Raw genomic sequence first — 17,163 nt, forward strand, 5'->3', positions numbered from 1 at the left:
CGACACCTCCGGCGAGGCGATGCACGTCGGCCGGCTCGGGGTGCGCGATGCGAACTTCGACAACCTGGTGACCGACTGGCGGGCGCCCGCCGCCGCGGCGTTCTACCAGGCCACCGCCGAGCAGCCGATGGACGTGGTGCGCCGCCGGGTGATCCGGTCCACCGGCCAGTCGGTGGTGGACATCGACGACGACCTGCTGATGCCCGAGGCCCGGCCGGACGGCATGGCCGTGGTCGGCGAGGGCGCGCTGATGGCGAGCCTGGCCCGGGCGCGCGGCGAGACCATGCGCGACATCGTCGCCACCATCCAGCGCGAGCAGGACGAGGTGATCCGGGCCCCGTGGCGCGGGGTCACCGAGATCACCGGCGGCCCGGGGACCGGCAAGACCGCGGTGGCCCTGCACCGGGTGGCCTACCTGCTCTACCGCGACCGCCGCCGGATGGGCGGCGCCGGGGTGCTGGTGATCGGCCCGTCGGCCGCGTTCACCTCCTACATCTCGCGGGTGCTGCCGTCGATGGGCGAGGACAGCGTGGAGCTGCGCGCGGTCGGCGACGTGCTGGACGGGGTCACGGCCACCCGGGTCGACCCGGCCGCGGTGGCGGCGGTGAAGGGCTCGCTGCGGATGCGGCGGGTGCTCAAGCAGGCGATGCGCGAGGCGCCCCCGGACGCACCGACCGAGCTGCGCATCGTCTACCAGGGCGAGGTGCTCAAGCTGACCGCCCGCGAGCTGACCAAGGTGCGCCGCACGGTGCACTCGGCCGGCCGGCCGCCCAACGAGTCCCGGGTGGACGCCGCCGAGGCGCTGCTGGAGGCGTTGTGGCGCAAGGCGGAGTCCTACCGGGACGACGGTGACCGGGACGGCCAGGCCAGCGCCCGGCGCACCGAGCTGATCACCGATCTGGGCGAGCGGATCGATTTTCACCGGTTCGTGGTGGTGTGGTGGCGGCTGCTGGAGCCGGCCGAGGTGCTCGGCTGGCTCGGCAACCGCGAGCGGCTGGCCAGGGCGGCCGGCAACGCGCTGACCGCGGCCGAGGTGAGCATGCTCGCCGAGTCGTGGGCCGACCCGGGCGCCGGGCCGACCGTCGCCGACGCGGCCCTGCTGGACGAGCTGCGGGTGCTGCTCGGCCGGCCGCCGAAGCGGCGCCGCAGGCGGGCCGAGGCGCAGGAGGCGCGCCCGGCCGGGGCGAGCTACCGGCGCCCCGACCACTACGACGAGTACTCGCACATCGTGGTGGACGAGGCGCAGGACCTCTCCCCCATGCAGTGGCGGATGGTCGGCCGGCGCGGCCGGTACGCGAGCTGGACCGTCGTCGGCGATCCGGTGCAGAGCTCCTGGCCGGACCCGGCCGAGGCGGAGCGGGCCCGGATCGGCGCGCTGGGGCCGCGCACCACGCGCCGCCGCTTCACGCTGCGCACGAACTACCGCAACTCGGCCGAGATCTTCCGGCTGGCCGCCCGGGTGGTGCACCGGGTGGCGACCGCCGACGAGCTGCCGCACGCGGTGCGGTCGACCGGGATCGAGCCGGTCGTGTCGGTGGCGACCACCGTCGAGCTGGCCGACGCCGCGGTGGCGGCGGCCAAGGAACTGCTCGGTGAGGTCGACGGGGTGGTCGGCGTGATCACCTCGGCGGGCCGGGTGGCACAGATCCGGGCCGCCACCGCCGAGCTCGAACCCGGCCGGCTGCGGGTGGTGGACGGGCTGGAGGCCAAGGGGCTGGAGTACGACGCGGTGCTGGTGGTCGAGCCGGACGAGCTGGTGACCGAGTCCACCACCGGACCACGCACGCTCTACGTCGCGCTCACCCGCGCCACCCAGCGCCTCACCGTCCTGACCACCGACCCCGCCTGGCCGCACTAGTCCGCCTCTCCGGAATTCATATGCGGTGGTGGCGTTCCAGCGAACGGTGCGGACATCCGGTGGATTGTGGCTGGGTGCCGTCACGGTGCCCCTGAGGTGCCGTTGATAGAGCGGCATTGGGATATCCCCTGTTCGTGGCGGGGTTTCGCCGGGCGGCGGCCGGAGGCTTGGTCAACACTCGGGGTCATGGACACGGTCGAGGTTGGCCGCGGGCAACAGAATGCCGTGGTGGGCGCGGTGATGCTGGGCATGCTGCTGGCCGCGCTCGACCAGACCATCGTGACCACCGCGCTGCCGACGATCGTGCGGGACCTCGGCGGGGCCGATCATCTGGCCTGGGTGGTGACCGCCTACCTGCTCGCCGAGACCGTGGTCACCCCGCTGGTCGGCAAGTTCGGCGACATGATCGGCCGGCGCCGGGTGTTCGCGATCTCGGTGACCGTGTTCGGCGTGGGGTCGCTGCTGTGCGGGTTCGCCGGCAACATGCTCTCGCTGGTGCTGTTCCGCGGGGTGCAGGGGCTCGGTGCGGGCGGGCTGATGGTCACCGCCTCGGCGTTGATCGCCGACGTGGTGCCGCTGCGCGAACGCGGCAAGTACCAGGGCGCCCTGGGCGCGGTGTTCGGGGTGACCACGGTGATCGGCCCGCTGCTCGGCGGGCTGTTCGTCGACCACCTCAGCTGGCGCTGGGCGTTCTTCATCAACGTGCCGTTCGCGATCATCGTGTTGCTGGTCGCCATCGCGGCGATCCCCAAACCGACCGAGGTGCAGCGGCCGGCGATCGACTACGCCGGCATCGCGTTCGTGGCGATCGGCTCCGCCGCGCTGGTGCTCATGACCAGTTGGGGCGGCACGACCTACCCGTGGGCCTCGCCGACGATCATCGGTCTTGGCGTGCTCGGGGTCGGCTCGCTGGTGGTCTTCGTGCTGGTGGAACTGCGCGCCGCCGAGCCGATCCTGCCCATGCGGCTGTTCCGCTCGCGGGTGTTCGCGGTGGCGAGCCTGCTGAGCTTCATCACCGGGTTCGCGATGTTCGGTGCGATCACGTTCCTGCCGTTGTACCTGCAGGTGGTGAAGGGCAACACGGCGACCGAGTCCGGCCTGCGGATGCTGCCGATGGTGCTGGGCCTGCTGGTCGCGGCGATGGGATCCGGGGTCGTGGTGAGCCGCACCGGTCGGTACAAGATCTTCCCGATCGTCGGCGCGGCGGTCACGGCGGTCGGGTTGTACCTGCTGTCCACTATGGACGAGGCGACCGGCTACCTGGCGGTGTCGGCGGCGATGCTGGTGTTCGGGGTCGGTATCGGGCTGGGCATGCAGGTTCTGGTGATCGCCGTGCAGAGCACCGTGGACTACGCCGACCTCGGCGTGGCCACCTCCGGGGTCACGTTCCTGCGCACGATGGGCAGTTCCTTCGGCGTCGCGGTGTTCGGCACGATCTTCGCCAACGCCCTGAACGAGCGGCTGGCCACGCCCGGCATGTCGCCGACCGTCGCCTACGCCGACGCCCTTGATCTGGTGTTCCGGTCGGCGATCCCGGTCGCCCTGATCTCGCTGGTGTGTGCGTTCCTGATGAAGGAGGTGCCGCTGCACGATGCCGCGCGGGCCAAGGCGTCGGACGTCGGCGACGGCTTCGCCATGCTCGAGTCGCAGCACGCCGAGGAGGAGATGGAGCGCGCCATCTCGGTGTGGTGGCGGCGGTTCGGCCGGGAGGTGTTCCCGACCCTGCTGGCCCGGGTCACCGAACGGCTGGACATCGCCGACGTGTGGCTGATCGGCCAGGTCTTCCGGCACACCAAACAGACCGGCAGCACCACGGTCGAGGAGATCGCGGCCGCCATCGACATCCCGCCGCGCATCCTGGCGCCGGCCATCGACGACCAGGTCACCCGCGGCCTGCTGGCCCGGCAGGACGGTCAACTGTCCTTCACCGACGCCGGCCGGCGGATCCTCACCGACATCTTCCGAATCTGGCGCGAACGCTTCATCGGCGAGCTACCCGAATGGCAGCCGGACCGCAACGGCGACCTGACCCTGGCCCTGGACCGGGTCTCCGAACGCCTGTTCCGCGAGCACGCCGCGCTGCATCCCCCGCCGCCGGTCCGGGAGACCGTCCCCTGAGCGCCGACTCAGGACACCAGGTACAGGTTTCATCAATCATCCCGTGAGGTCTTGGGGCGGCCAACCGCACCTCAGGGGACCGTGACGGCACCCAGCCACAATCCACCACAAATCCGCACCGTTCCCTGAAACGCAACCACCGCATCAAAATCCCGGAGAGGCGGACTAGCTGAGCACGACCAGCAGGTCCCCGCCCTCGACCTGCTGCACGGAGCCGATGGCGAGACGTTCGACCTTGCCCGCCGCGGGCGCGGTGATCGCGGCCTCCATCTTCATCGCCTCGATGGTGGCGACCGTGGCGCCGGCTTTGACCTCGGCGCCTTCCTCGACGGCCAGGGTGACCACGCCGGCGAACGGGGCGGCGATGTGGTTGGGGTTGGCGCGGTCGGCCTTCTCGGCGACCGGCAGGTCGGAGGCGACCGAGCGGTCCCGGACCTGGATGGTGCGCAGTTGGCCGTTCAGGTTGGCCATCACGTTGCGAATGCCGCGCTCGTCCGCCTCGCCGATCGCCTCCAGTTCGATCAGCAGCGTGACGCCCTTGTCCAGCGCGACGGTGTACTCCTTGCGCGGCTCGACACCGTAGAAGAAGTCCTTGCTGGCCAGCACGCTGGTGTCGCTGAACTGGGTGCGGTGGGCGAGGAACTCCTTGGTGGGCCCGGGAAAGAGCAGCCGGTTCAGGGTTGCCCGGCGGTTCGCGGCCAGCCCCTCCCGGTCCTCGGCGGTCAGCTCGGCGATCCCGCGCGGCGCCGGCCGGCCGGCCAAAGCCTTGCGGCGGAACGGTTCCGGCCAGCCACCGGGCGGGTCGCCCAGTTCCCCGTGCAGAAACCCGACCACCGAGTCGGGCACGTCGAACCGGCCGGGATCGGCCTCGAAGTCCTTCGGGTTCACCCCGGCGCCGACCAGATGCAGCGCGAGGTCACCGACCACCTTGGACGACGGGGTGACCTTGACCAACCGGCCGAGCATCCGGTCGGCCGCCGCGTACATGGCCTCGATCTCCTCGAACCGGTCCCCCAGCCCGAGCGCGATGGCCTGCGTGCGCAGGTTGGACAACTGTCCACCCGGGATCTCGTGGTGGTACACCCGGCCGGTCGGCGACGGCAGCCCGGCCTCGAACGGCGCGTACACCCGGCGCACGATCTCCCAGTAGGGCTCCAGATCCGACGCCGCGGTCAGCGACAGTCCGGTCTCCCGGTCACTGTGGTCGGTGGCGGCCACGATCGCGGACAGCGACGGCTGCGAGGTGGTGCCGGACATCGACGCGACCGCGCCGTCCACGGCGTCCACTCCGGACTGGATCGCGGCGAGGTAGGTGGCCAGCTGCCCACCGGCGGTGTCGTGCGTGTGCAGGTGCACCGGAAGGTCGAACTCCTTGCGCAGCGCGGAAACCAGCCGGATGGCCGCGGGCGGGCGGAGCAGGCCGGCCATGTCCTTGATGGCCAGCACGTGCGCGCCGGCCCGGACGATCTGCTCGGCCAGCTTGAGATAGTAGTCCAATGTGTACAGTTGCTCGGCCGGGTCGGCGAGGTCGGCGGTGTAGCACAGCGCGACCTCGGCGACCGCCGACCCGGTCTCCCGCACCGCGTCGATCGCCGGCCGCATCTGGTCCACGTCGTTGAGCGCGTCGAAGATCCGGAAGATGTCGATCCCGGTCGCCGTGGCCTCCTGCACGAACGCCTGGGTCACCTCGGTGGGATACGGCGTGTAGCCCACCGTGTTCCGCCCGCGCAGCAGCATCTGCAGGCAGATGTTGGGCACCGCGTCGCGCAGCGCGGCCAGCCGTTCCCACGGGTCCTCGGCCAGGAACCGCAGCGCCACGTCGTAGGTGGCCCCGCCCCAGCATTCCAGCGACAACAGCTGCGGCATGGTCCGCGCGACGTACGGGGCGACGGTCACCAGGTCGCGGGTGCGGACCCGGGTAGCCAGCAACGACTGGTGCGCGTCCCGGAACGTGGTGTCGGTCACGCCGACCGCCGTGGCCTCCCGCAGCGCCCGGGCGAAGCCCTCCGGGCCCAACTCGACCAGCCGCTGCCGGGAGCCGTCCGGGGCCGGCGCGGCGAGGTCGACGTCGGGCAGCTTGTCCCGCGGGTCGATGACCTTGGGCCGGGCGCCGTGCGGCTTGTTCACGGTCACGTCGACCAGGTAGGTCAGCAGCCGGGTGCCCCGGTCGGCCGAGGTGCGCGCGGTGAGCAGGTGCGGGCGCTGCTCGATGAACGCGGTGGTGACCCGGCCGGCCTGGAAGTCCGAGTCGTCCAGCACCGCCTGCAGGAACGGGATGTTCGTTGCCACGCCGCGGATCCGGAACTCGGCGACCGCGCGCCGGGCCCGCATCACGGCGGCCGGGAAGTCCCGGCCCCGGCAGGTCAGCTTCACCAGCATCGAGTCGAAGTGGGCGCTGATCTGGGTGCCCGATCCGCCTGAGCCGCCGTCCAGCCGGATGCCGGCGCCGCCGGGCGAGCGGTAGGCGCTGATGATCCCGGTGTCCGGGCGGAACCCGTTGGCCGGGTCCTCGGTGGTGATCCGGCACTGCAGGGCGGCGCCGCGCAACCGGAGGTCCTCCTGGCGCAGCCCGAGGTCGGCGAGCGTGGCCCCGCTGGCGATGCGCAGCTGGGACTGCACCAGGTCGACGTCGGTGACCTCCTCGGTGACCGTGTGTTCCACCTGGATGCGCGGGTTCATCTCGATGAACACGTGCTTGCCGGCGCGGTCCAGCAGGAACTCCACGGTCCCGGCGTTGCGGTAGCCGATGTGCCTGGCGAAGGCGACCGCGTCGGCGCAGATCCGCTCGCGCAGCTCCGGGTCGAGGTTGGGCGCCGGCGCGATCTCGATCACCTTCTGGTGCCGGCGCTGCACCGAGCAGTCCCGCTCGAACAGGTGAATGACGTTGCCGCCGGCGTCGGCGAGGATCTGCACCTCGATGTGCCGCGGCTCCACCACCGCCTGCTCCAGGAACACGGTGGGGTCGCCGAAGGCCGACTCGGCCTCGCGCATCGCCGCCTCGATCGACTCGCGCAGCACGTCCGCGTCGGCGACCCGGCGCATGCCCCGGCCGCCGCCGCCGGCCACGGCCTTGACGAACACCGGGAACCCGATCTCCTCGGCGGCCGCCAGCAGGGTGTCCAGGTCGTTCGAGGGCGCCGAGGAGCGCAGCACCGGCAGGCCGGCCTCCCGGGCGGCGGCCACGGCGCGGGCCTTGTTGCCGGTCAGCTCGAGGACGTCGGCGCTGGGCCCGACGAAGGTGATGCCGGCCTGCTCGCAGGCCCTGGCCAGCTCGGGGTTCTCGGACAGGAAGCCGTAGCCGGGGTAGATCGCGTCGGCGTCCGCCCGGCGGGCCGCGGCCATGATCTCGGTCACCGAGAGGTAGGCCCGGACCGGGTGGCCCGGCTCCCCGATGAGGTACGCCTCGTCGGCCTTCATCCGGTGCGCCGAGGCGCGGTCCTCGTACGGGAAGACCGCCACGGTGCCGGCGCCCAGCTCGTAACCGGCCCGGAACGCCCGGATGGCGATCTCACCGCGGTTCGCGACGAGCACCTTGCGGAACATGCCGGTTACCTCCATATGGGTCGGGTCTGCCGATCCAGCACGCTACCGTGGTCGCCTCCAGACCAGGGATATTGGGGACAACGGTGGACACGACCAATGGAATCGCGGGCGCCCGGGTGCCTACGGAGCTGTTGCTCGCCGACGATCTCTTCCTGGCGGCGCACGACGACGTGTCCGGCCGGCCCCGGTTACCCGGCCGGGCGGCCGGCCTGGGGCTCGCCGCCGCCCTGCTCGGTGAGCTGATCATGTTCCGCAAGCTCAGCCTGCAGCGCGGGCACGTGGTCGTGGTCGACCGCGGCCCGGTGCCCGACGCGCTCGCGCACCTGGTGTTCGAGGAGGTGCGCCGGGAGCCGGAGCCGTCGCCGGTGTGGGAGTGGCTGCGCTACCTGGCGCGGGACTCCTACGACCGGGTTGCGCAGCGCATGATGCGCGAGGGCCTGCTGGCCACCGGAACCAGAGGGCTGTTACGCGGCGGCGGCTACCAGCCGGTGGACCTCAACGCGGCCGCCTGGCCGCTGGTCCGGCTGGCCCAGAAGCTGACCCGCCAGGAGTCCCTGGTGCTGCCCGACACCGTGCTCGCCGGCCTGGTCCGGGCCACCGGCCTGAACCGCTACCTGCGCGCGGCCGCGCTGGAGGACGTCCAGCCCTACCAGCAGCAACAGGTCGCCCAACTCCCCACCCCGCTGCGCATCCTCGTCGCCGAGACCGAGAGCGCCATCGGCGAAGCCGTCCTCCGCCGCCGCAGGTGACCCCGCCTCTCCGGAATATCTATGCACCGGGTCACCCTGTATACAAGAGGCGGTTGGGGGTGTTGGGGCGGGGGTTGCACAGGATGTTCTTGGTGGACCGGTTGATCAGGGCGGTGGCGACCTGCGCGGGGGTCGCGGTGGGGGCACCGGCCAGGTAGAGGGCGGCGCCGCCGACCACGTGCGGGGTGGAGAACGAGGTCCCGCTGAGCGTGCTGGTGGCGGTGTCGGACGTGGCCCAGGCGCCGGTGATGCTCGCCCCCGGCGCGTACAGGTCGATCAGCGGGCCGAAGTTCGACGGCGTGAACACGCAGTCGTTGATCTGGGTCGCCGCGGTGGTGATCGCCTCAGGCACTCGGGCCGGGGAGAAGTTGCCGGCATCGCTTGCCGAGGATCCGGCCGCGACCACGAACGTCACGCCCGACGCGATCGCCGCGCGCACCGCGCTGTCCAGAGCGGGGTTGGCCGAGCCGCCGAGGCTCATGTTCACCACCGCCGGTTTGCGCGCATTGGCCGCGACCCAGTCCACGCCGGCGATCACGTCGGCGATGCTGCCGGCACCGTTGTTGCCCAGCACCCGCACCGGAACGATGCGGATCTCCTTGGCCACGCCGAACCGGGTGCCGCCGATGATGCTGGCGATGAACGTGCCGTGCCCGTTGCCGTCGTCGGGGTTGTTGTCGTCGTCGACGAAGTCGACCCCGCCGGCCACCCGCCCGCGGAGGTCCTGATGGGTGGCCCGCACCCCGGTGTCGATCACGTAGGCGGTGACGTTGGGAGCGCCGGTGGCGTACCGGTACAACTTGTCCAGCGGCAGGTTGCGCTGGTCGATCCGGTCCAGCCCCCAGGACGGCGGGTTGGGCTGCTCGCCGAGCGCCCGCACCCCGGTGTCCGCCTCCACCGAGGCCACCGCCGGATCACCGGCCAGCCGGCGCGCCTCGCTCGCCGTGAGCCGGGCCGCGAAGCCGCGGAAGCCGCCGTCGTAGACGTGCTCGACCCGGCCGGCGAACCGGTCCGCGAGCACCGCCGGGACGCCGGTGCGTAACGTCACGATGTAGCCCGATGCTGCCGGCTCCGGGGCCGCCTGGGTGGCGGCCGGCACAGCGACCGCGGCAAGCCCCACCACCGTCAGAACCGCCGCCGACCGTTTGCCCATGGCTGCCCAAATATTCATATATACGTCGATAATCCCCCATTCCGGTCCCCGGCAAGGTTCACCAGTTGCCAGCAGGGTGGTAGGGCTGGCCCCACCCCCGCTTCGGGGGCGCGCAGGCGTGTGTGCGGGACCCCTTCCCCGAGACGATCAACACCAACGAGCTTCGCCTTTCGAGGGAAGGAATACCAACGTGCGCAAGGAAAGCCGCCAGCCGGTGACGGTACGCGTCGCCCGCTGGAGCGCCACGCATCCGTGGCGGGCGATCGCGATGTGGCTGGTGTTCGTGGCGGTGTGCTTCGCCGCCGGAACCATGGCCGGAACCAAGCAGGCAACCGACGAGGACCAATGGATCGGCGAGTCCGGCCGGGCCGCCGCGATCGTCCAGGACGGCCATTTCGACGATCCCGTCGTGGAGAACGTTCTGATCACCGAGCCCGACGGCGCGCTGGACCAGGCGGCGGCCCGGACCGCCGCGGCGGACGTGGCGGAGCGGATGCGGGCCCGGTCCGAGGTCGCCGAGGTCGGCGAACCCGTGCTGGCCAAGGACGGCTCGGCGCTGCTGGTCCCGGTGACCATGAGCGGCGACCCGGCGACCGCGGGCGACCGGATCGAGGCGCTGCTGACCGCCACCGCCGACGCCCAGCGGGCCCATCCGGACCTCAGGATCGCCCAGGTGGGCCCGGAGTCGATCGGACACGGCATCAACGAGCGGGTCGGCGAGGATCTGGGCCGGGCCGAGCTGATGAGCCTGCCGGTCACACTGCTGATCATGCTGATCGCGTTCGGCGCGATCATCGCCGCGGGCGTCCCGGTGCTGCTGGCCATCTCGGCCGTGGCGGCGGCGATGGGACTGACCGCGCTGGCCTCGCACCTGGTTCCGGCCGTGGACACGGTGAACAGCGTCATCCTGCTGATGGGCATGGCGGTCGGCGTGGACTACTCACTGTTCTATCTGAAGCGCGAACGCGAGGAACGCGAGCGCCTGAACGGAAACCCGGTGAGCCATGTGGCCGCGGTGGAGATCGCCGCGGCGACGGCCGGGCGCGCCGTGGTCGTCTCCGGCCTCGCGGTGATCGTCTCGATGGCCGGGCTGTACCTGGCCAACGACGCGGTGTTCTCCTCGCTGGGCACCGGCTCGATCATCGTGGTGGCGGTGGCCATGCTGGGTTCGCTGACCGTGCTGCCGGCGCTGCTGGCCAAGCTGGGCCGGCGGGTGGACCGGCCGCGGATCCCGTTGCTGTGGCGGATCAGCAACCGGCAGGGTCCGCCCCGGGTGTGGCCGGCGCTGCTGCGCCCGGCGCTGAGGTACCCGGCGTTGACCCTGGTGATCTCGGCCGGCGCGATGGTGGCCCTGGCCCTGCCGGCGCTGAACATGACGCTGCGTTCGGCCGGACCGGAGACGCTGCCCAGGTCCATCCCGGTGGTGGCCGCCTGGGACGACCTCACCACGGCGTTCCCCAGCGAGGGCACCAGCCACCAGATCGCCGTACGGGCGCCGGCCGAGCGCGCCGGGGAGGTGCGCACCGCGCTGACCGAACTGCTCGACCGGACCCAGGGTGACGGACTGTTCGCCACCGACGCCCGGGCGGAGATTCGGACCTCGGACGACGGCCGGGTGAGCACGGTGGGGATTCCGATCCCGTATACGGAGAGCGCACCGGAGGCCGAGCGGTCGCTGGCGGTGCTGCGCGAGGCGTTGCTGCCGGCCACGGTCGGGCGGGTCGCGGACGTGGACTACGCGGTCGGCGGAGACGTCGCGCGGAACGTTGATTACCAACAGAATCAGTCCGACACATTGCCGTGGGTGGTCGGTTTCGTCCTGGTGCTGACATTTGTGGTGATGGCGGTGACATTCCGTTCACTGGCGGTCGCGCTGACCGCGTTGGTACTCAACGCGTTGTCCGCGGCGGCGGCGTTCGGGGTGCTGACTCTGGTCTTCCAGCACAGCTGGGCGGAGGGCCTGCTCGGGTTCACCAACACCGGGGCGATCATCGCCTGGATCCCGCTGTTCGTGTTCGTGGTGCTGGTCGGGCTTTCCATGGACTATCACGTGTTCGTGGTCAGCCGGATCCGCGAGGCGGCGCAGCGCGGCATGTCGACCAGGGACGCGGTGGAGTACGGGATCACCCGCTCCGCCGGGGTGGTGACGAGCGCCGCACTGGTGATGATGTCGGTGTTCGCGGTCTTCGCGTTCCTCAGCATGATCGAGATGAAGGAGATGGGGGTCGGGCTGGCCACCGCCGTCTTCCTGGACGCGATGATCATCCGGGTGCTGGTCCTGCCGTCGCTGATGACCCTGCTCGGCCGGGCGAACTGGTGGCCCTCCCGCATGCCGGGACGGAACGCGGTGCGTGCCGAACGCAAAGGTGAATTGGTGGGATCCGGGTCTTCCCAAAGCGGGTTCACATACTAAAGTGAGCGAACATGTCTGCCGGTGACTCTGACGCGACACCTCGTTTGCCTCATTTCGACACTGTTATCCGCGGCTATAACCAGCGTCAGGTGAACGAGCGGGTCACCCGCTTGACCTACGACCTGCGGCACGCCACCAAGAGTCGCGACGAGGCGGTATCCAAGGTCGCCGAGCTGACCAAGGCCCTGGGCAGCGTTCAGCAACAGCTGATGGAGTCCAGGGCCAGGTTGGCTCGGATCAGTGCGAGCCCCAACAGCACCGAGGGCATGACCGAGCGGGTGCGGTTGATGATGCAGCTCGCCGAGGAGGAGATCGCCGAGTTCAAGGCTAAAGCGGACGAATACAACCGAACCGCCCGAACCGAGGCGGATCAGTACAGCCATTCCACGCGCGCCAAAGCGGACAGCCACGCGTCGGCTACCCGCAGCGACGCCGACCAGTACGCGACGGCGACCCGCACGGCCGCCGACGACTACGCCGCCAAGACCCGGGCGGAGGCCGAGGCCTACGTGCTGGCCACCAGGTCCGCCGCCGACGAGTACTCGCTCGACATCCGCGCCGAGGCGCAGGCCTACGCCCGGGAGAGCAAGGACAAGCACGACCGGCTGCTGGCCGAGGCCGAGCAGCTGCGCGCCCGGCTCGAGGCCGAGCACGCGGCCAACCTCGCCACGATGCAGAGCGAACACGACGAGCTGCGGGCGAACCTGCGGGCCGAACACGAGCAGCTGATCACCGAGGCGCGCGCCGACATGGAGCGGGAGGCGCTGGCCAGCCAGGAACGCATCAGCGAGCTGGACCGGGACGCGGCCACCCGCCGGGAGCAGGCCGACGCCGAGGCCGCCGGGCTGCGCGCGGAGTTGGACGAGGAGGCGACCGCGCGCCGGGCGGCGCAGGAGCTGGAGCTGGAGACGGCGCTGGCCGCGCGCCGCGCCGAGCTGGAGGCGGAGCTGGAGAAGCGCACGGTCGCCGCGAAGGAGCGGGCCGACCAGATCGAGAGCGACGCCCAGCGCCGGGCGGCCGCCATCGAGGAGGCCATCGAGTCCCGGCGCAGCACGCTGGACAGCGAGCTGGCCGAGCGCGAGGCGACCGCGCACAAGCAGGTGGCGCAGATCCTCGCCGAGGCCAAGGAGCGCAGCGAGGCCGGCGACAAGGCGCTGGCGGACAAGCGGGCGAAGGTGGCGGCCGAGCTGGCCGCGCAGCAGGCCGCGGCCAAGGAGCTCGCCGACGAGACCATCGCCGACGCCGAACGGCGCAGTGCCGCGGCCGAGCAGGCGATCACCGAGAAGCGCGCCACCATCGAGGCGGTGCTGGCCAAGCAGCAGGCCGCGGCCCGCGAGCAGGCGGACCTGTTGCTGGAGGACGCCAAGCAGCGCAGCGACGCCAGCGACAAGGCGATCACCGAGAAGCGCACCCGGATCGACCGGGAGCTTTCGGAGGAGCAGGCCAACGCGAAGATCCGGGCCGCCAAGATCATCGAGGATGCCGAGCAGCGCCTCGCCGAGGCCAACAGCCGGATCCGCAAGGCGACCGAGTTCGAGAAGCAGGTCACCGAGCAGGTGAACAACACCTTCGGTCTACTGGAGGACGCCCGGCAGCACTTCGCGGCCCAGGCGAAGGCGGCCGGCGCGCCGGAGGTCAAACCACCGGCCGTGCCGATCGTGCCGCAGCCGGTCGAGACCAAGGCGCCCACGAACGGTAAGTAGTCAGGCTTTCTCCAGGTACTCGGCCCGGTCCTCGTCGACGAGATCGGCGACCATCCGGGCCAGTCCGGGGAACTCGGCCAGCTGCGGGGAGAACGCGACCAGGGCCTGCGCCTCGGTGCGGGCGTCGGCGATCAGCCGCTCGTCGCGCAGCAGGGACAGCAGCTTGAGGGCCGACCGGCGGCCCGACTGCACCGCGCCGAGGATGTCGCCCTCCCGGCGCATCTCCAGGTCGAGCCGGGCCAGCTCGAAACCGTCCACAGTGGACGCGACCGCGTCCAGCCGCTCCCGGCTGGTGACGCCGGGCGGGGTGTCGGTGACCAGCAGGCAGATGCCGGGCGCGGTGCCCCGGCCCACCCGGCCGCGCAGCTGGTGCAGCTGGCTCACCCCGAACCGCTCGGCATCCATGATCACCATGATGGTGGCGTTCGGCACGTCCACGCCGACCTCGACCACGGTCGTGGCCACCAGCACCTGTACCTCGCCGGCCGCGAACGAGCGCATCACCGAGTCCTTCTCGTCGGCGGGCAGCCGGCCGTGCAGCACCCCGATCCGCAGCCCGGCGAGCGGGCCCTCGCTCAGCATCGGGGCGATGTCGGCGACCGCGAGCGGCGGCCGCCTGCCGTCCTGTTCGTCCGAAGTGGACGGTTCCTCCTCGTCGCCGATCCGCGGGCACACGACGTAGGCCTGGTAACCGGCCTCGATATCCTCGCGGAGCCGCGCCCAGGCTCGCTCCAGCCAGGCCGGCCGCTCCGCGGCCGGCACCACGGTCGTGCTGATCGGCGACCGGCCGACCGGAAGTTCCCGCAGGGACGAGGTTTCCAGGTCGCCGTAGACGGTCATGGCCACGGTGCGGGGAATCGGGGTCGCGGTCATCACCAGCACGTGCGGGCTGGCGTTCTCCCCGGCGCGGGCGCGCAGCGCGTCCCGCTGCTCGACGCCGAACCGGTGCTGCTCGTCCACCACCACCAGCCCGAGGTCGGCGAAGGAGACCTTGTCCTGGATCAGCGCGTGCGTGCCGACCACGATTCCGGCCGCCCCGCTGGCCGCGTCCAGCAGCGCCTGCTTGCGTTGCGGCGCCGAGAGGGAACCGGTGAGCAGCGTGATCCGGGTGGCCTGCTCGGCCGCGCCGAGCTCGCCGGCCATGGCGAGGTCGCCGAGCATGTTCCGCAGCGACCGGGCGTGTTGTGCGGCGAGCACCTCGGTCGGCGCGAGCAGCGCTGCCTGCCGACCGGCGTCCACCACCTGCAGCATCGCCCGCAGCGCCACGACCGTCTTGCCGCTGCCGACCTCGCCCTGCAGCAACCGGTTCATCGGGTGCGCCACCTCGAGGTCGGCCGCGATCGCCTCGCCCACCTCGCGCTGGCCGGCGGTCAGCTCGAACGGCAGCCGGGCGTCGAACGCGGACCTGATGCCGTCGCCCGTTCGCTTGCAGACCGGGGCCGGCCGCGCGCCGGCCGCCTGGCGACGCTGGGCCAGGGCGAGTTGCACGGCCAGCGCCTCGTCGAACTTCAGCCGCGCCCGGGCGGCCTGCACGCTGGCCCAGTCGGGGGCCAGGTGGATGGCGCGGACAGCCTCGCCGAACTCGGCCAGGCTGTGTTTTGCCCGCAGTTCCAAGGGAATCGGGTCGTCGAACTCGTCCAGCAGGTCCAGCACCTGGCGCACACACCGGGTGATCTGCCAGGACTGGAGCTTGGCCGCCGCCGGGTAGACCGGGATCAGCCCCAGGAACCCCTCGATGTCGGCGTCGTCGGTGTCCGCGCCGATCAGGTGGAAGTCCGGGTTGGTGAGCTGCAGCTTGTGTTTGTAGACCGACACCTTGCCGGCGAACAGCGCGCTGACCCCGGGCCTGAGCTTGTGCTGCAGGCCGCGTTGGTTGAAGAACGTGCAGTCCAGGGTGCGGTGGCCGTCGGTGATGACCACCGCGAGGATCGTTCCCTTGCGGTGGCGCATCCGGCGCTCGTCGGCCGAGCGCACCCGGGCCAGCACGGTCGCGTGCTCGCCGATCTCCAGCCCGGCGATGTCGGTGAGCTGGCCGCGCTCGGCATACCGGCGCGGGTAGTGCCGCAGCAGGTCACGAACCGTGTGCACGTCGAACGCGCCGGCCAGCGCGGCGGCCGACTTCGCGCCCACGAGCGGCTCGAGCTTGTCGTCCAGGGAAACCATCGGGCCCGATTATGTCGCCCTCCCCCGACAGACCGGCTCAGGCACCCAGTGCGCTGTCCAGTTCGGCGAGCAGCTTGGCCTTCGGGCGGGCGCCGACGAACGACCGGATCGGCTCGCCGTCGCGGAACAGCAGCATCGTCGGCAGCCCCATGACGCCGTAGTTCTGGCCGATGCTGGGATGCTCGTCATAGTTGATCTTCACGACGGACAGCTCGGCCGCCCGCTCGGCAGCGACCTCGGCCAGCACCGGGGCGATCATCCGGCACGGCCCGCACCAGGTCGCCCAGAACTCCACCAGCACCGGCTTGTCGTGCCGGAGAACCTCGCCGGCGAAGGTCTCGGTGGTCACTTCTCGCATGTCCGCTCCCGTTGGTCGCACGCGTGGGTCAGTTTCTCCGCGATCTCCCGGCGCACCTCGGTCAACCGCGCGATGCAGGCGTCCACCTCGGCGAGCTTGCGCCGGTAGACCGCCACCGAGTCCGGGCAGGAGTCACCGGTGGCGTTGCCGGCAAGCAGGCACTCGACGAACGGCCGGGTTTCCTCGAGCTGGAAGCCGACCGCCTGCAGGGCCTGGATCTCCCGGACCAGCCGCAGATGCGACTCGTCGTACTCGCGGTAGCCGTTGGTCCGGCGCGGCGCGTCGAGCAGACCCTGCGCCTCGTAGTACCGCAGGGCCCTGGTGGTCGTGCCCGCCGTGCGGGCCAGCTCCCCGATGCGCATGCGCCCGATGCTAGACATTGACGCCCACGTCAACGCCACTGTCGGTGTGCCGTGCCAGGGTGTGGACATGGCCGACGAGATCCCGGAGGGCAACTACTCGCCCGTGTGGGCGGACGACACCCGGAGCCCGCTGCCACTGACCGGCTCCGAGCGGGAGTTGCTGACCAGCTATCTCGACTACCACCGCGAGACGGTGGCGCTCAAGTGCGCCGGGGTGCCGCCCGAGCGGCTGTCCGAACGGAGCGCGCCGCCGTCCACCATGACGCTGCACGGCCTGGTCCGGCATCTGGCCGGAGCCGAGCAGTGGTGGTTCCACTACCAGTTCGCCGGCGAGCAGGTCGAGTGGCTGTTCGATCCGGTCACCAACGCCGCCGACGACTTCGACGACCTGTCCAACCCGTTCGCCGGTGATCTCGCCACCTGGCGCGCGATGTGCGCGCACTCCCGCGAGATCGTGGCCGCACACTCCCTCGACGACACCGGAACCCACCACCGCACCGGCGAACCGGTGTCCCTGCGCCGCGTGCTGATCAACATGATCGCCGAGTACGCCCGGCACAGCGGCCACGCCGACCTGCTCCGCGAAGGCCTCGACGGCGCCACCGGCCTGTAGGTCGCCGGCCGGGTGGGGCCCTTCACTCGACCCCGAGGATGAGCACCGCGTCCTGGCCGCCCGGGTACACCGCGAGATCCACCGCCGGGTGCTCGCGGCGCAGGAAGTCCTCCAACTCGCCGGCCAGTTC

At 71.4% G+C, this 17,163-nt stretch carries 11 protein-coding genes; 6 read left to right on the forward strand and 5 right to left on the reverse strand.

The window, feature by feature from the left end:
* Both VFO68_RS29795 and VFO68_RS29800 read left to right on the forward strand, forming a co-directional pair.
* Positions 1-1,858, forward strand: a 1,858-nt coding sequence (locus tag VFO68_RS29795) for a HelD family protein (protein WP_325161735.1), incomplete at its 5' end; no start/stop codon positions are given.
* A gap of 186 nt (positions 1,859-2,044) precedes the next feature.
* Entirely contained in the window at positions 2,045-3,976 is a 1,932-nt protein-coding gene (locus VFO68_RS29800) for an MDR family MFS transporter (RefSeq protein WP_325161736.1), read from the forward strand.
* A 165-nt stretch (positions 3,977-4,141) separates the two neighbouring features.
* On the opposite strand, the gene VFO68_RS29805 is transcribed toward VFO68_RS29800, so the two are convergent.
* On the reverse strand, positions 4,142-7,519 hold the full coding sequence (locus tag VFO68_RS29805) for a pyruvate carboxylase (RefSeq protein WP_325161737.1): 3,378 nt from the start codon (positions 7,517-7,519) through the stop codon (positions 4,142-4,144).
* Positions 7,520-7,602: 83 nt separating this feature from the next.
* Here VFO68_RS29805 and VFO68_RS29810 point away from each other — a divergent pair, with 83 nt between their 5' ends.
* Positions 7,603-8,268 carry a GPP34 family phosphoprotein gene (locus VFO68_RS29810; RefSeq protein ID WP_325161738.1) on the forward strand — a complete coding sequence of 222 codons (666 nt, stop codon included), beginning with the start codon at positions 7,603-7,605 and terminating at the stop codon, positions 8,266-8,268.
* 31 nt (positions 8,269-8,299) lie between these two features.
* On the opposite strand, the gene VFO68_RS29815 is transcribed toward VFO68_RS29810, so the two are convergent.
* Positions 8,300-9,421 (reverse strand): S8 family peptidase, encoded by a 1,122-nt coding sequence (locus VFO68_RS29815; RefSeq protein ID WP_325161739.1) that lies wholly within the window; start codon positions 9,419-9,421, stop codon positions 8,300-8,302.
* A 190-nt stretch (positions 9,422-9,611) separates the two neighbouring features.
* Between VFO68_RS29815 and VFO68_RS29820 the strand changes: the two genes are divergently transcribed.
* Positions 9,612-11,834: an MMPL family transporter gene (locus VFO68_RS29820; protein ID WP_325161740.1), complete on the forward strand. Its 2,223-nt coding sequence runs from the start codon at positions 9,612-9,614 to the stop codon at positions 11,832-11,834.
* Between the two features lie 89 nt (positions 11,835-11,923).
* On the forward strand, positions 11,924-13,537 hold the full coding sequence (locus VFO68_RS29825; protein WP_325161741.1) for a hypothetical protein: 1,614 nt from the start codon (positions 11,924-11,926) through the stop codon (positions 13,535-13,537).
* On the opposite strand, the gene recG is transcribed toward VFO68_RS29825, so the two are convergent.
* Genes recG through VFO68_RS29840 form a run of 3 tightly spaced genes read right to left on the reverse strand, consistent with a single transcriptional unit; the run spans position 13,538 to position 16,420 of the window.
* On the reverse strand, positions 13,538-15,700 hold the full coding sequence (gene recG / locus VFO68_RS29830) for an ATP-dependent DNA helicase RecG (RefSeq protein ID WP_325161742.1): 2,163 nt from the start codon (positions 15,698-15,700) through the stop codon (positions 13,538-13,540).
* A gap of 37 nt (positions 15,701-15,737) precedes the next feature.
* A complete protein-coding gene (trxA, locus tag VFO68_RS29835) occupies positions 15,738-16,058 on the reverse strand; it encodes a thioredoxin (protein WP_325161743.1) in 321 nt (106 codons plus the stop codon).
* Positions 16,046-16,420 carry a MerR family transcriptional regulator gene (locus tag VFO68_RS29840; protein ID WP_325161744.1) on the reverse strand — a complete coding sequence of 125 codons (375 nt, stop codon included), beginning with the start codon at positions 16,418-16,420 and terminating at the stop codon, positions 16,046-16,048. Before VFO68_RS29840 ends, trxA begins: the two co-directional genes overlap by 13 nt.
* A 67-nt stretch (positions 16,421-16,487) precedes the next feature.
* Between VFO68_RS29840 and VFO68_RS29845 the strand changes: the two genes are divergently transcribed.
* Positions 16,488-17,033 carry a DinB family protein gene (locus tag VFO68_RS29845; protein WP_325161745.1) on the forward strand — a complete coding sequence of 182 codons (546 nt, stop codon included), beginning with the start codon at positions 16,488-16,490 and terminating at the stop codon, positions 17,031-17,033.
* Positions 17,034-17,163 lie beyond the last annotated feature (130 nt).

Source organism: Actinophytocola sp. (assembly GCF_035712165.1).
Taxonomy (GTDB): domain Bacteria; phylum Actinomycetota; class Actinomycetes; order Mycobacteriales; family Pseudonocardiaceae; genus DASYTH01.

Bases quoted from the DNA above. Each gene is read 5' to 3' on its own strand.
- VFO68_RS29805 (WP_325161737.1), bottom strand. From the start codon at position 7,519: ATGTTCCGCAAGGTGCTCGTCGCGAACCGCGGTGAGATCGCCATCCGG.
- recG (WP_325161742.1), bottom strand. From the start codon at position 15,700: ATGGTTTCCCTGGACGACAAGCTCGAGCCGCTCGTGGGCGCGAAGTCG.
- trxA (WP_325161743.1), bottom strand. From the start codon at position 16,058: ATGCGAGAAGTGACCACCGAGACCTTCGCCGGCGAGGTTCTCCGGCAC.
- VFO68_RS29840 (WP_325161744.1), bottom strand. From the start codon at position 16,420: ATGCGCATCGGGGAGCTGGCCCGCACGGCGGGCACGACCACCAGGGCC.
- VFO68_RS29845 (WP_325161745.1), top strand. From the start codon at position 16,488: ATGGCCGACGAGATCCCGGAGGGCAACTACTCGCCCGTGTGGGCGGAC.
- VFO68_RS29815 (WP_325161739.1), bottom strand. From the start codon at position 9,421: ATGGGCAAACGGTCGGCGGCGGTTCTGACGGTGGTGGGGCTTGCCGCG.
- VFO68_RS29800 (WP_325161736.1), top strand. From the start codon at position 2,045: ATGGACACGGTCGAGGTTGGCCGCGGGCAACAGAATGCCGTGGTGGGC.